This window comes from Bradyrhizobium sp. USDA 3240 (assembly GCF_054063295.1).
This window is the reverse complement of record NZ_JBSSGD010000003.1, coordinates 166,847-181,049: the sequence shown is the minus strand read 5'-3', so window position 1 is coordinate 181,049 and position 14,203 is coordinate 166,847. Positions and strand designations below refer to the sequence as shown.

The following is a 14,203-nucleotide window of genomic DNA, read 5'->3' as shown; positions in this document are numbered from 1 at the left end:
GCTCGGGGCGGGACCGGCTCAGCAATTGCTCGTTCAGGCCGCAACAATCGTCTTGGCGACCTCGATCCGCAGAATTCCGGTCAAATCGCTGCTGCCGTTCACGAACTCTCGCATGGCAGAGCAATCGACTGGTTCCGATGCGAGGGGTTGACGACCGAGAAAGTCGCATCGGCGGGCGCCCACTTAGGCGTGGAGAGGACGAGCTTGACGGTTCATCAGCAACACCTTCCGAAAAACGACTATGAGCCTTCCCAGCACCATTGCTGAAGTCCCCCAACATAACCGCCGGCTGTGGGTGACGAATGAGAGGTAATATATTGCTTACACTCGAGCGATCCTGTCTCGGGCGACTTCCGAGGGACGGCGAAGACAGCGGATGGCGGCGCGTACGGACAAGTGAACTTGGCGCTTGCAGGCTAGTAGGGGATGCTCCACTCAACTAGAATTGAAGAGGCTCGAACATGGTTGGAGGCTTCATCATGGCCGCGATTACTTCACTTCCGATTGCTCGTCCCGTCGCGATCCCCCTGCGGGAAATCTTGCCTTGGGCTGTCTTCGGAGGCTTGTTGCTTGTTCTCGGTATCTACTTCATCGGCGTGGAGCAGGGCGCGACAGCATTGTTCAACGGCACCTATGTGCATGAGTTTGTCCACGACGGGCGTCACCTCCTCGGCTTCCCCTGCCACTGAGCATCGCTTTCGTCCGACGAGTTTCCAGGATGCTCGTCGGATTTGGGCAACGTTCGCCTGGCGAAGCGAATATCGATGATGGGAAAGCTCCTTGCGCGCGGGATGATTGTCGGCCTCGTCGCCGCGCTTCTCTCGTTTGGCTTTCTCAAGGTATTTGGTGAGCCGTCGATCGAGCGGGCGATTGCCTTCGAAAAGGTGATGGAGGCGGCCGCGGCGAAACAGGCCGCTCACGAAGGGGCGCTACCGCCGGCGGGCGAGAGTGAACCGGAACTCGTTAGCCGGGGCGTTCAGTCTGGCATCGGATTGCTGGTTGGCTTGTGCGTCTACAGCGCGGCCTGCGGTGGTCTCTTTGCCCTCGCGTTTGCGCTAGCCTATCGACGCATGGGCGATTTTAGTCCTCGAGCTACGTCGGCTTTGCTTGCGGCTGCGGGATTCATCAGCGTTTACGTGACGCCGATGCTCAAATATCCGGCCAGTCCGCCGTCTGTCGGCCTGCCGGAGACGATCGACATGAGAACGAGCCTCTATTTTGCAATGGTCCTGATCTCGCTTGCAGCGATGATCGCGGCGGGAGTGCTGCGGAGGCGCGTCAATAGCCGCTTTGGCGAGTGGAATTCGGCGCTAATCGCGGGGGGGGGCTATGTCGTCGTGATGATCTTTATTTCGCTAGCGATGCCCGCACTCGATGAAGTACCCGACGGTTTCCCGGCCACGTTACTTTGGCAGTTTCGCATCGCGTCGTTTGGTGGCCAAATCGTCATGTGGGCAACGCTGGGTCTGTTGTTTGGCGTAGCGGCCGAGCGAGCGCTTGTCGAGCGGCGACTACCTTTACGCGACGCGATGGTATGAATGGTTGCGCGCCGGACCGGCACGATCCGCCTTCATCTGCTGTGTTCAGCCTCCACATGCTCACGCAATGCTGTTGCATTCGCATCCGACGGTTCTCTCGATTCTAGCGTTCGAGAGGGACTGTCTAAGCTTCCCGGCCATCTCTCCTTCTTCAATGCTGTTTTGCGCAGCCCGTCACTTTGCGCGGGCCAGACTGCGGAGATGCTTGGCCTCGAGGCAGCAGTCCTGCCGCAGTTGCGGGACTGCGATTTCGGCTCCTGGATAGGGCTATCCCTTGAAGAAGTTCGACTAAAGGCCCCTGAGGGTCTTGCCGTCTGGCTACGAGATCCACGTGCCGCACCGCACGGAGGAGAGTCGTTCGTGGATGTGGTGAGGCGCGTCGGCCAATGGATGGACGGGTTGTCCTCCAATCCTCGGTCAATCCTTGTAATTTCGCACACGTCGGTCATCCGCGCAGCAATCGTGCATGCTCTTGGAGTCGGCCCTGACTCTTTTCGGCACATCGACATCGCGCCGTTGACGCGAGCCGAACTCTCAGCATTTGGCGAGCGCTGGACATTCTCGGCGCTGGTGCCCTTGAAGGATGTGCGATGACCAGTCGGCTCGAGAGAATGTTGGCCAATGCGGGGTGCGTATGGCTCTTCACCGTCGCCTCTTGGCTCGCGGTCTGCGCACCAGCCTGGGCACATCATCAAATTGTGCGAAAAGGCCCTGTGGTCGGGATTGCTATTCCTGCTATTGCTCATGGAGAAATGCTCGTCATTGCCAAATATCGTGCCACGATCCTCGATCAGGCCACTCACCATCTGCAAACGGATCCGATCTTCCTCCGGCTCGCGGGTTTCGTCAGCCTGCAATACTTTGCGTGTGTTTGGGGCCTTGTTCCGGGCAGTCTGACCGATGAGGGTAGTCCCTTCAATGAATGCTCGCACGCCTATCTCGCAGGCGCACGTGCGCTCTTGGCGCACATGGCAGAAATGAGTGACGGTCAATCGGCTGCGAAGGCTCTTCAAGAACGGATCAACACTGAGCTCAGCAGTGACCCCGCCTTTGGCGCCATCTGCTCGAACAGTGCCGAAACCTTCGATAGCGGCGTCATCGTTTGGCCGGACTGGGGCATTGCATTCACGCATTCGCCCACCGTCCTGATGCTTTCCGGTTTGTCGGCGCTCGCCGTCATTGGACTCTGGAGTCTTCATTTTATCTTCAATCTGAAAAGAAGGGCGACGCGTGCCTCGAACCTAATCCCCTTTTGAGTTGTGGGCAGACTGGAGATCGCTCAGCTTGCCATCATCGACGAATGAAACCGATGTTTTCCGGACAAGCACAATGACGGCCGCGATAGAAAACGATGACCAAGAGCATTGACGTGGAGATCGATCAGCGTGACGTTCACGCCACGCCAATGATTCCCTCTAACCTTCGGCGGCGTTGTGGCAAATCGTCCTCTGTTTGCGGGAATGACTTCAAGTGCGTTCCGCGAAGACCTGCGAGCGTGATCTCAAACGTCGCTCGAATTTCCAATCCACCCGTACAACCCAGCTAATGCAATGGTCACCCAGTCGCCCGCACCAAATGCGCCTTGCTCTCATTCCCTGCCAGCAACCGATCAAGCTCGGCACTCCAGGCACCCATCTTCGGGAGCGGCTGCGTCTCGCGCTCGTACCGGAACTCCGTCGCTTGAGAACGAATGACCTTGCGAACCACCTTCCGCGATACGCCAAGTTCTCGGCAGATCGCCTTGATCGGACGACCATCAACAAAGTAGGCGCGACGGATCTTACCAATCGTCTCCACCACCAGCATCCCAACCTCGGCTTCCATGACTCGATGGAAGCCACTGTGGCCCTTATCCCGGGGTCCCGATTGGATGCCGATCACCCCGAAAACGGGGTCCTTATTCCATGCCGAAACACACCGCTGGGCGGCAAAGCCGATCATCTCGCGCAACAGATCGGCATCAGGGGTCTTCTCCACGAGCGTCCGCAGGTTCATCATATCGTCGGTCATCGGTGGTTCCTCGGTTGCGTTGGCGTGTCGCAACCCGATCCTACCGGAGAACTGCCGGTGACCACCGCAAAGCCGCCCGCCCGCTACGGCGCTATTTGAGGCGCGCGTGCGGGCGGCTTTGCTCTACCGACCTACACCATCACTGAGGACACGACCAACGTTCGGTCTCGGCACGCTACGAGAAGGCCCCGCGAACTGGTTGTGGCCACGCCCGTCGGCTGAGCATGAGCACAAACGGCTTGAAGCGCACGTAGCGTCAGGTTGTACGATCATAGGTGTTTGCGAACGGCCCTAGAGCCGTTCATCGAGGAGTAAAAATGCTTCGATTCTCAAATGGAGATCCACTTAGCCTTACTAGCGCGGCGGCGCGAGCGATTGAGCTCGGTGAGCTGGATGCCTGTTATCGCGAGCTCACAGGCCGCCAGCGTCCGTAGAACAGAAGAAACGGCTGGTTATTTCACGATGCAAGTAGCGAGAATGAGTGATTGAGCGACGATCTCCATCTTGAAGAGAAAGCCATCGAGGCGGTACTCTTTTACCGAGAGGCTCTTACCGCTGCCGAGAAGTCTGAAACCGTGCAAGCGCTCGCACATCGAGCGCTCATGAACATGCTGCCCGAGCTCGAGCGCGCAGTTCTCGAGGATCGATCTCCATCAATACGGAGCAAGCTGTTTGATGCCGGTGCGAAAGCGGTCGTTCGATTGAATGAGGCGCGGCAGGTCTTGGATGAGGCGACCGCACGGTTAGAGGGAGCTCGCCAGGCCCTGGCGGCTCTCGAGGGGCAGCTCGGATACATTCCAAATGTTCCGGCGACAGCAAATCGAATTTAGATGACGGCTGCGTGAGCACTGTCGTGAACTGACGGAGAAGATCTGGATGGCTCGCGTCGCGAGCGGGCATCTGAAAGTTGAGCCCGCAATGTAGCGGGGTCTATCGCGTCAGTACGTCAATTTCGCTGCTCGACCGTTGGACAATGCGGCGCCTCCGATCTGCTCGCATTCCTGAGGCAACCACGATGCTCGGCCCGGCGCGCGGCCGAAGTGTCTCGCGGAGAATGCGCAACGCTCTTAAGAAATTGATGGTGCAGCAAAATCATGTTGGAACTCGATAGACAAGTCGCTGATTGCGCTCGTTAGAAATGTCACCGCAAGGCCCGGTATAGCGCGACAATCAGGATGAGAGCGGCGCGTCAATCAAGATGAGACGAGGCGGCCGAGTCAGGAGATAATTGACGCTGGCCGCCTACTTCGCAAGCGTTGATTGACGCTGCGCGACAATCAAGCGGCGCTGCCAGCGTCAATCACAGTCTTGTCGAGTTCGTTGGGGGTCGTGTGAACAGGTGGCCGGCCTGGACCGCGCTTGCGATCGAGGGCAACTTTTCGACGGTAACTTTCGACGTTCATCTCGAGGATCGTGGCGTGGTGGACCAAACGATCGATGGCAGCCAACGTCATTGCCTGGTCCGGGAAGATACGCCCCCATTCGCCAAATGGCTGATTGGCCGTGATCAGCAGCGAGCGTCGTTCGTAGCGGGCGGCGATCAACTCGAACAGCACACTGGTTTCCGCCTGATCCTTGCTCACATATGTGATGTCGTCGAGGATCAGGAGGTCATAGCGATCGAGTTTGGCGATCGCGGACTCCAGCGCCAGCTCGCGCCGCGCGACCTGCAGCCGTTGCACCAGATCAGTGGTGCGCGCGAAGAGAACGCGCCAACCGTTCTCGACGAGAGCCAGGCCGATCGCCGTGCCGAGATGGGTCTTGCCGCCGCCAGGCGGGCCAGCGTCATAATGCCGGGTGTCTGGGATCTGAGGTTGAGATCCTCTACCCATTTCATCCGCGATGTGGAGCGTTAGTCGTCGTTGTCGCCCGCAAGCGGCTCGGGAGTGAGACGCATTTTGTTATCAGACAACCTGATGCGACGTTAACGCTTCTGCCGGCATGGATGACGGCCCCCGCCGCCGCTTCCTTCCGACTGACGGCTGATCCGCGGCTTCCGGTGGATCGTCTGCTGGAGGCGCGCGTTCTTGCCGACGCGGTCTTAGCCTCCTCTCCCAGGGAATCGTCCCAATCGCGAGGAGGCGGTCATGGCGGACGCATCACGTCGTCAGGGGGATCTTTTCGGGAGCCCTCCAAAATACAGCAGCATTCCAATCGAAGCCCACCAGCAAATGTTGGAGCTGTTGAAGGAGCTTCTGACCGAAGCACTCACCGACAGCGCGGTCGACGCAAACGACGTGAACCGGGAGGACAGCGGTGAGCAAGATCACGCCTGAGCACCTTGCTCGCCAGGCCGTCGTGTACGTTCGTCAGTCGACGGCCGACCAGGTTATCAACAACCGAGAGAGCCAGCGCCGCCAGTACGGCTTGGCCGACCGTGCGCGGCAGCTGGGCTGGAGCGAGGTGGTCGTGATCGACGATGATCTCGGTCGCTCTGGTGGCGGCACCACGCGTCCCGGGTTCGAGAAGCTGCTTGCCGCCATTTGCGAAGGGCGAGTTGGCGCTGTGGTCTCGATTGAGGCCTCTCGGCTGGCCCGCAACGGCAGGGATTGGCATACGCTCCTGGAGTTCTGCGGGCTCGTCGGAACACTGATCGCCGATGAGGACGGCGTCTATGATCCGCGCCACCCCAATGATCGCCTTCTGCTCGGCATGAAGGGCACAATGAGCGAGATGGAGCTGTCTATCTTTCGGCAGCGCTCGCTTGAAGCCTTGAAGCAGAAGGCCCGCAGGGGGGAGCTCTTCCTCAACGTTGCAATCGGTTATCTCAAAGTCTCCCACGATCGGATCGAGAAGGACCCTGATCGGCGCATTCAGGAGGCGCTCGCACTCGTGTTCACCAGGTTTGCTGAGATGCAGACACTTCGCCAGGTCCACCTGTGGTTACGGCAAGAACGAATCACTTTGCCCGCGGTCAGCCATGGCCCCGAGGGTCGCCACGTCGAGTGGAAGTTACCAGTCTACAATACGATCTATCACATCCTTACCAATCCCATCTATGCTGGCGCCTACGCCTTCGGGCGCTCGGGCAGTCGGGTGACGATCGAGGCCGGCCGCAAGAGGATCGTGCGGGGCTTCCGGCGGGAGCGCAGCGACTGGGAAGTTTTGATCAAGGATCACCATGAGGGCTACATTACGTGGGCGGAGTTCGAGAGGAATCAGCGCTTGATCACCGATAACGCCAATGGGAAGAGCTTCATGAGTCGTGGCTCGGTCCGCTGCGGCGAGGCCCTTCTTGCAGGGCTCCTTCGTTGCGGTCACTGCGGTCGCAAACTTCACGTTGCCTACAGTGGCACGCACGGCACTGTTGGGCGTTATCATTGCCGCGGTAGCCAGATCAACCATGGCGGAGATCCGTGCATCTCATTCGGCGGCCTGCGCGTGGATCGCGCAATCAGCGCGGAAGTCATCGCACGTTTGCAGCCGCTCGGTGTCAAGGCTGCGCTGGCTGCCATGGAGGCTCGCGGCCGTGAGCACGCCGAGAAGCTGCGCCAACTTGAACTGGCTCTGGAGCAAGCGCGCTATGAGGCCACTCGTGCTCGTCGGCACTATGAGGCCGTCGATCCCGACCATCGCTTGGTAGCTGGCGAGTTGGAGCGGCGTTGGAATGAACGCCTGCTGGCTGTCCGCGCGCTCGAGGATGAGCGCGGGGCGTTTTTAGCCAAGCCGGAGACGACTCTGAGCGAGGCGGATCGCGAGCGGTTACTCGCGCTTGGCTCCGATTTGGAGCGAGCCTGGAACAGCCCTGGGGCGACGCCTGCGACGCGCAAGCGGATCATCCGAACTGTGATCCGCGAGATCGTTGTGCGCGTCCACGATGAGGCGATCGAGCTTGTCATCCACTGGCAGGGCGGCGATCATACAGCACTGAAGACCAGGAAGAACCGTACGGGTCAACACCGCTGGAGGACGTCCGCGGATGCCATCGATCTCGTGCGTGTTCTGGCACGGCAGATGCCCGACAACACGATCGCGGCAGTCCTCAACCGGGCCGGCAAGTCGACGGGGCGGGGTAACAATTGGACCCGCGCCCGCGTTTGCCACTTGCGCAACCAGCAGGCTATCGCGCCCTACCGAGAGGGCGAACGCAAGGAGAGAGGAGAAATCACTCTGGATGAAGCCGCCGCAGCCTTGCAGGTCAGCCCATCGACGGTTCACCGTCTGATCGCGGAGCAGAGCTTACCTGCGCACCAGCTGTGCAAAGGCGCACCTTGGGTGATCAAAGCGCTTGATCTGGAGCAACCCGAGGTCAAGAAGGCCGCGCAGGCGCGACGCTTCCGGCGGCCGCCGTCCGACGATCTGCGCCAAAGAGAGCTTGAACTATAACGGCATAGCGAGGTGAGCAGTATGAATCGGACTCGGGTGGACCGAACAAGAGCAAATTGGCGCCGGCCTTCAACCAGGCGTCGCCAGCGGCGAGCGCCATCGCCTGTGCCTTTGATAGCATCGGCACGCTTTCGAAGTCGAAGGTGGCGAGCGTCTTGCCGGCGGGCAAACGCGCTTCCACCATGTGTCGCTCGATCCGACGGCGGGTGCGATCGGCCGCCTCGTGCTCGGCAAGGGCGGCGAGGAAGCGGGCGGCAGGCCACCCTTCCTTGTCCGACTGTGCGGCGAGCTTCGGCCAGATCGCCTTGACGCCCGGCAGGCGGAGCTCATTGAGAAGCAGCTCGACACGGGCGGCATCGACGGAGGTAGCGATACCAGTCATGCAGCCTCTCCCAGGTTCGAGCGGCCTGACATGACGCTGACGCAGGCGAGTTCATCGTAGACGTCGAGCGGCGCCAGCTTGACGGCGACTCGCAGGATCGAGGCCGCCTCAGGTCGGAAGCGGTCGCGCAGAGCGGCAAGATCGGGTAACTGTCCGGCGTCCAGATCCATCGCGATCACCTCGGCGAGTTCTGCTTCGCAGGCGCGCTCGTGAGCCAGCGCCAGAAGCTCGACCGTCACCTTGCAGGCGCGCCGGTCATCACCATGCTCCCGCAAGGTCTCGAACAGACGTTTGTAAGCTGCACGCGGGAAGAGTTGGTCGCGATAAACGAGATTGAGGAGCGCCATTGGCTTGCGCCGCAGGGCATGGATGACGTGCCGGTAATCCACAACATGACCGCCCTGGCGCTCGGACACAGGCCGGCCGCGCCGCAGCGTCACGACCGGCGTGACACCAACGAAGCATTCGAGCCGGTCGTCGAAGATGCGCACACGCAGGCGATGGCCGATCAATCTTGAAGGCACGGTGTAGAACACGCGCCGCAGGATGAAGCCGCCTGACGACGTCACCGGGATCACTTTCTCCTCAAAGTCGGTCGTGCGGCCTTTTGGCAGCGGCGCCAAGGCCTCCTTCTCGAGCGCGATCGGCTTGGCGAGGTTGGAGTTGCGCCGGCCGACAATCTCGTCGACAAAAGCACGGTAGGCATCGAGACTGGCGAACTCGCGCGTCCCTCGCAGCAACAGCGCATCTTCCAGTGCCCGCTTGAGATGGCCGTGCGCGCTCTCGATCGAGCCGTTCTCATGTGCGATGCCCGCATTGTTGCGCGTTGGCGCCATGCCATAGTGGCCCATCAGCCCGGCGTAGCGCTGCGTCAGATCCTCCCGTGCGTCGGCGGCCAGATTGCGGAACGCTGCCGACAGGCTGTCGCTGCGATGCTCCCACGGCACGCCGCCAAGCGCCCACAGCGCGTTCTGCAAGCCCTCCGCCAGGGCGACGAAGCTTTCGCCGCCGAGCACGACATGGGCATGCTCGAAGCCGGAGAACGCCAACCGGAAGTGATAGAGCCGGTGTTCGAGCGGCTCACCCGCGATGGTAATACCGAGCGCGCTCACGTCGGTGAAGTCGGACAGACCCAGGCGACCGGGCTCGTGCTGCTGGCGGAAGATCACGTCTTGTTCTGGGCCGTTGAGCGCCCGCCAGGCGTTGATGCGCCGCTCCAGCGTGCGGCGGATGTTCGGGTTCAACTCGTGATGCCGTCGGCGCAGCTCGTCCAGCACGCCGATGCCGGGCGCAGCCTTCAGGATCGGAACGATCTCGGCGTCCCAATAGGGCCCGAGCGGATCGGCCCGGCGCCGGCCCCTCGGCGTCTTCTTCTGCGATGGCGGGCGACAATCGCCCTCGATTCGATCCGCGCTTGCCTTCGAGAACCCCGCCTTGGCCGCGGCGGCCTCGGGGGACAGTGTCAGTCGGTAGGTCATGTACAGCCTCATCTGGTGGTCGGTGATGTGAAGGCCAGGCAAGGCATCGATTCCCTCTTGTCGAGACGAATCAACAGCTTGCACCAGCCGCACCCGGCCGCCAGACGGGTCCAAAAACGCGCGACGCCGATGGGGACGGTCCTCCGGTCGGGCTGCGCCCTCCCTTCGGTCCGTCCCCATCGGCGCAGTCTCACCTTGATTGTCGCTGGCGTCTCACCCTGATCGCCGCCGAGCAGTGCCGGACAGACCGAAGATGTAGTCGATGCCGTTGGTCTCGCACCACGCCATGGCCTCCGGCCGGGCATAGCGCCCGTCGCCACGGAACGTAATTCGCGTGTTGTGCCACCGCGTCCGGATATGCCGTATCAGGCGGCGCAGATCGGCACGCACCTCGACACACTCAAGGAGCCTTGGGCTCAGGCAAACCGCGCCGCGCACGCTGGCCTCGCGAAACTTCGAAAGAAGATGAGGCGAGGAGTTTCAACCCGGCACGTCGACAGATCGTCGTTGGAATATCTCATGTCGGGCGCGACCTTAAGCGCACTTCCGACTTGAGATGCAGCCCGTATTGGATGATGGCTCAAGTGTCTTCTCGCGTAAATCGGAGCAAATGATGAGCGATGGCGAGTCCTGGACAATCAAAGACCTCCCAATCCGGAGTTGATGGGACTGAGCGCAAGGACGAGCCCCTTGTTGAAGCGGGTTCTTCGGCGGTCGAGGCTCACCGAGGCATCAGGCCGGTCCGGGAGCGGATGCGCTCTGAACCGCAGGATTTGGGGGCGTCTTCAGTTGGCGTGGATCGTGGTGCGCCAAGCCGCGAAAGACATGAGGCGCGTTTCGGTAACGAGCCCCGGTCGGGTCATCGATCACCGCTTGGGCCGTCCGCGCGCGACCCAGAGGTCAGATCTGGCGCTGACAGCGAACACGACGTCCGAGCACTTTTAACTGCACTGGTGAGAACAGCGGTGACCCACCGCAGGCTCCCATGCTGCACCCATACCGACGACAAGGAACGCCTCAATGACTTCAAGGTGTCTGCGACTGCGGGCGTGCCTGTCGCAGGTCGACTCAAGCCGCGGACCGCCACGTCCATTGCGACCACTATTCGCAGCTTCTCTTGCTGGCTCTACGACGAAACAAGCCGGGCATTATTGTTCGGCCTCACGACCGCTCGCTGGACGAAGATGCCGAGCTTTACAGTTTGAAAGGTGGTGGCAGAAAAGTCATGAATGCGCTGGCTCATCTTCGGAACTTCCTGTTGAGCGCCAGAGCGCCGGAAACCATGGGTCCACGGCTGGTTGCCTATCCCGAAGATGCGGCTCTCATCCAGAGGGCAGTCGAGGCGGCCGGAGCGGATTGCGAGAGGATATCCATGGCAGGGTTTCGAAACGCCGCGCGGTGTCAGCAGATCCGGTAGCATTCTTCGCGGGTTCAGTGTGTGGCTCCAGTCGCATGCCAAAAGCGCGATAGCAGGCCGCCTCGACGACCAGTCGCTGCGGGACGATGCCCAGAGGTACAGGTGCGTCAGAAAGTTCCACTCGGTGGGCGTCCAGTTGAAGCTGCTTTGGAAGTACAACTCGCTACGGGGGTCTCCAGCCATCAGCGACAACTTAGCCCGTCTTATTCGTCAGAGGGCGCCTGAGAGGCTGGCGAGCGTGGTGTAAGGCGCTGATGCGGCGTAGGATTCGGTTGCAAAGCCAACCCCATCACCTTCAGCCGCGAACACCACGCCCGCCATGACCGATGATACGATTCCGCCCTTCTCGTTTCCAGCCGTTCACGCCAAGAAAGTCACAGCTGCCTTCGATGGCGGTCGGCTGACCTCGAACGGGGGCGTGATGCTTCTGGCGATGGCCGAGCGGCGTCTCGGCTTGGCCGACAATCGGCCCGAGCTGCCGGTCAGCGACCGCAGCCGGCTGCCGTGCCGATGACCCGCAATGCCAGGCGTTTCCTCACGGCCTGCCTGCTTGCTGCGTTCGTAGCGCGGGCGCGCAAGGGCCAAGTCGAGCTCGCTGCGGATCAATTCTTCAATGAATTCCCGCGCTCGTTCCCGCACCGCAGTTTCGATCGGATCGAACCAATCGTCGAAAAGCTGGGGAGCCGTCTCTCCTCCACGCTGCGGGAAATGCGTCTTCGTGATACTGCTGGTTATGGCGTGGTCTCCGATCCGGCGTTCCAACGCCGGATGATTCGAGGTTGATCACCTCGGAGACTACGCCACCTTCAATTCCAACCAATCCCGCGACGGGACCTGCGGTCGCATCCCCGCCTGCCTTATCATCCCCTCGAACCTAGCTGCTTTTCTTTGTGCTATCGGATTCGACGTCCCAGCCTCGGGAAGCATGCATGCAGTGAGATCGGACTCAATCCGCAACTCGTGTTCCGGCTCAGAACGCCTCGAGAGCGTAGCTCGCCAATCCACGAGACCTCTTGCGGCGTCAGCTCTGGTTGGAGAGATACCTGCCGCCGTAGTACTCTCGCGCGGCCTTCCGACACACCCCCTCGTAGAACTCATCCGCGTCTTCGATGGTGTAACCAGCGCCGACGAAGCAGCCTCGTGCCACCTCGTGGAGCGTATGCCGTATTGAACTCGTATCGTCGTATACGGCGTTAAGACACGCGACGATGACTATAGCCTCCTCCTTTGAGAGGCGTGGCTGGCCACTCATCAAGCGCGCGTGATTGATGCTGGCGACGGCATTTGCGCACGTAAACGAGTCGCCCAGCCCGGAGCAGTCCTCGAACCCATTGCCCTGCTCGTTCAACTTGACGTGCGCGATGGGCAGATTCTTCATGTTATCAATCTCGCGGTGGTTCAGGTCCTCGCCTAACACAGGATTACCCGACCGCCTCTGCTGAATCCAGATGTCAAGTTGGTGTAGTCCAGGCCCAATCCAGCTTTTGTTCCGTTTGAGCGGATTCTTATTTGGATCTTCGAACATAAGAGTCGCATCGAGCTTGTCAGTCTCCGACCGTGATAGCCATCCTTGCTCGGCCAGTGTCCGCATCACGACGTTCTCAGCGTGTCCCCAATGCTCGTCAGAAGCGTAGACCTGCCTAAAGTTCAGGATGGCTTGACCAGCCGCGAACTGGGCCTCCTCTCTGAGACCGACATCCTTGTCGAGCAGCGCGTCGAGCCTCTCGATGCATCGCTTGAACGTTAGTCCATTCTCGCTGCGTAAGGTGGCATCGCGGAAGTGCTGAACGCCCTTGTTCACGAATGGCTGAGTGATAGACCTCGAGGTGTAGCCGTAAGCACCCGTTTCCTCGTTGAGCACACCCGCCAATGCATACTTATTCTTTCTGTCGTATAGCGGGCTGCTCGTCAGGTCCGGATCCTTCGGCACTTTGGGTGGCCTGTACCTGGCCACGCACTCGTCCTTCACGAGATGACCCTTCATGCAGCTCAGGTTCAGCACAAGAGAAGTGCGCGCCTCTACGGAATCCACTAGGCGGCCAACATGTACATAGGTCGCCGCTCGGTAGTCAATCATCGTTACGAACAGGTTATTGCCACAGATACGGATTGGATTGAGGGGACGTTCATTGAGGCACCTAGCGTCAGGGCCCGCAGCGTGATACGACGAATAATACTGCCGCGCCTTCGCCTGAGCCAACCTGAGCCGTTTGTTACTGGTGAAGCCCTTCTTCCCGTCGTGCAGTGATGTCGTAGAGAGGAAGAAGTTGTTTGCGACCTCATTATAGACGTAGCCTGCGCCCGCGAGACACAATCCGTATTTCACCGCGCGCGCAAAGTTTAGCCCGTCTCCCCTCCCGTCTTTTGCTCCGTCTCCATTGTTCGTCGCCTTCCCGACCAGCCTAAGTGCAGAGCTCCTCTCAGCTGGAGTTACCGCACTCCGGGTAAAGAACGGAGCAAGCAAACGCCCCTCTCCTTGGAGTGCAGTCATCGCACTCGGGGCCTCAGCCTGTCCGCCGACGATTTGCCAAACTTGGGAGCGAAGCGCAGCAAGTGAATGGTCCGCGTGCTGTAACGCATCGAGCATACGTGGGGCCTCAGCCTGTCCGCCAACGATCCGCCAAACTTGGGAACGTAGAGAAGCAAGGGAATTTCCCATTTCGTGGAACGTGGACATCGAGCTAAGCCGTCAGGCACTCCACGAACGTCCCGAACGCCGTCAAGGCGGTCCCGTCGCGGGATTGGTTGGAATTGAAGGTGGCGTAGTCTCCGAGGTGATCAACCTCGAATCATCCGGCGTTGGAACGCCGGATCGGAGACCACGCCATAACCAGCAGTATCACGAAGACGCATTTCCCGCAGCGTGGAGGAGAGACGGCTCCCCAGCTTTTCGACGATTGGTTCGATCCGATCGAAACTGCGGTGCGGGAACGAGCGCGGGAATTCATTGAAGAATTGATCCGCAGCGAGCTCGACTTGGCCCTTGCGCGCCCGCGCTACGAACGCAGCAAGCAGGCAGGCCGTGAGGAAACGCCTGGCATTGCGGGTCATC

At 60.5% G+C, this 14,203-nt stretch carries 11 protein-coding genes and 5 pseudogenes; 9 read left to right on the top strand and 7 right to left on the bottom strand.

Translation table 11 applies throughout. The annotated features are described in order from the left end of the window. Nucleotides 1–479 precede the first annotated feature (479 nt). The 4 genes from ACVIGA_RS43440 (at nucleotide 480) to ACVIGA_RS43425 (ending at nucleotide 2,794) form a co-directional block, all read left to right on the top strand. The gene (locus ACVIGA_RS43440) at nucleotides 480–689 is read left to right on the top strand and encodes a CbtB domain-containing protein (RefSeq protein WP_166308653.1); all 210 of its coding nucleotides are present in this window, start codon (nucleotides 480–482) and stop codon (nucleotides 687–689) included. 75 nt (nucleotides 690–764) lie between these two features. Continuing rightward, complete coding sequence (locus ACVIGA_RS43435; RefSeq protein WP_176396389.1) at nucleotides 765–1,538, top strand: CbtA family protein; 774 nt, start codon at nucleotides 765–767, stop codon at nucleotides 1,536–1,538. Then, nucleotides 1,539–2,132, top strand: a complete 594-nt coding sequence (locus tag ACVIGA_RS43430) for a histidine phosphatase family protein (RefSeq protein WP_207841029.1) — start codon at nucleotides 1,539–1,541, stop codon at nucleotides 2,130–2,132. It begins immediately after the preceding gene. Further along, nucleotides 2,129–2,794 carry a hypothetical protein gene (locus tag ACVIGA_RS43425; RefSeq protein WP_166217296.1) on the top strand — a complete coding sequence of 222 codons (666 nt, stop codon included), beginning with the start codon at nucleotides 2,129–2,131 and terminating at the stop codon, nucleotides 2,792–2,794. The genes ACVIGA_RS43430 and ACVIGA_RS43425 overlap by 4 nt, the downstream gene beginning before the upstream one ends. A 304-nt stretch (nucleotides 2,795–3,098) precedes the next feature. Here ACVIGA_RS43425 and ACVIGA_RS43420 read toward each other — a convergent pair. Next, a pseudogene (locus ACVIGA_RS43420) lies at nucleotides 3,099–3,344 on the bottom strand (IS21 family transposase); the annotation flags it as partial. Between the two features lie 689 nt (nucleotides 3,345–4,033). Here ACVIGA_RS43420 and ACVIGA_RS43415 point away from each other — a divergent pair. Next, entirely contained in the window at nucleotides 4,034–4,378 is a 345-nt protein-coding gene (locus ACVIGA_RS43415) for a hypothetical protein (RefSeq protein WP_166308656.1), read from the top strand. Between the two features lie 447 nt (nucleotides 4,379–4,825). On the opposite strand, the pseudogene ACVIGA_RS43410 reads toward ACVIGA_RS43415, so the two are convergent. Further along, nucleotides 4,826–5,329, bottom strand: a pseudogene (locus ACVIGA_RS43410) (ATP-binding protein); the annotation flags it as partial. Between the two features lie 306 nt (nucleotides 5,330–5,635). Between ACVIGA_RS43410 and ACVIGA_RS43405 the strand changes: the two are divergent. Together ACVIGA_RS43405 and ACVIGA_RS43400 are read left to right on the top strand one after the other, a co-directional pair. After that, nucleotides 5,636–5,824: a hypothetical protein gene (locus ACVIGA_RS43405; protein WP_207835012.1), complete on the top strand. Its 189-nt coding sequence runs from the start codon at nucleotides 5,636–5,638 to the stop codon at nucleotides 5,822–5,824. Beyond that, nucleotides 5,805–7,874 (top strand): recombinase family protein, encoded by a 2,070-nt coding sequence (locus ACVIGA_RS43400; RefSeq protein ID WP_173640842.1) that lies wholly within the window; start codon nucleotides 5,805–5,807, stop codon nucleotides 7,872–7,874. Before ACVIGA_RS43405 ends, ACVIGA_RS43400 begins: the two co-directional genes overlap by 20 nt. 34 nt (nucleotides 7,875–7,908) lie before the next feature. On the opposite strand, the pseudogene ACVIGA_RS43395 reads toward ACVIGA_RS43400, so the two are convergent. The 3 genes and pseudogenes from ACVIGA_RS43395 to ACVIGA_RS43385 all read right to left on the bottom strand — a co-directional run. Next, nucleotides 7,909–8,256 (bottom strand): annotated as a pseudogene (locus tag ACVIGA_RS43395) (ATP-binding protein); the annotation flags it as partial. Next, on the bottom strand, nucleotides 8,253–9,776 hold the full coding sequence (gene istA / locus ACVIGA_RS43390; protein WP_456671083.1) for an IS21 family transposase: 1,524 nt from the start codon (nucleotides 9,774–9,776) through the stop codon (nucleotides 8,253–8,255). The pseudogene ACVIGA_RS43395 and the gene istA, both read right to left, overlap by 4 nt. Before the next feature lie 192 nt (nucleotides 9,777–9,968). Further along, nucleotides 9,969–10,130, bottom strand: a pseudogene (locus tag ACVIGA_RS43385) (transposase); the annotation flags it as partial. A gap of 1,340 nt (nucleotides 10,131–11,470) precedes the next feature. Here ACVIGA_RS43385 and ACVIGA_RS43380 point away from each other — a divergent pair. After that, nucleotides 11,471–11,614: pseudogene (locus ACVIGA_RS43380) on the top strand (IS1380 family transposase); the annotation flags it as partial. Between the two features lie 47 nt (nucleotides 11,615–11,661). After that, nucleotides 11,662–11,934, top strand: a complete 273-nt coding sequence (locus ACVIGA_RS43375) for a hypothetical protein (protein WP_166217366.1) — start codon at nucleotides 11,662–11,664, stop codon at nucleotides 11,932–11,934. A 238-nt stretch (nucleotides 11,935–12,172) separates the two neighbouring features. Here ACVIGA_RS43375 and xopAG read toward each other — a convergent pair whose 3' ends face one another. After that, the gene (gene xopAG, locus ACVIGA_RS43370; protein ID WP_208074030.1) at nucleotides 12,173–13,615 is read right to left on the bottom strand and encodes a XopAG/AvrGf1 family type III secretion system effector; all 1,443 of its coding nucleotides are present in this window, start codon (nucleotides 13,613–13,615) and stop codon (nucleotides 12,173–12,175) included. 314 nt (nucleotides 13,616–13,929) lie between these two features. Then, the gene (locus ACVIGA_RS43365) at nucleotides 13,930–14,202 is read right to left on the bottom strand and encodes a hypothetical protein (RefSeq protein WP_166217366.1); all 273 of its coding nucleotides are present in this window, start codon (nucleotides 14,200–14,202) and stop codon (nucleotides 13,930–13,932) included. Nucleotide 14,203: the final 1 nt, after the last annotated feature.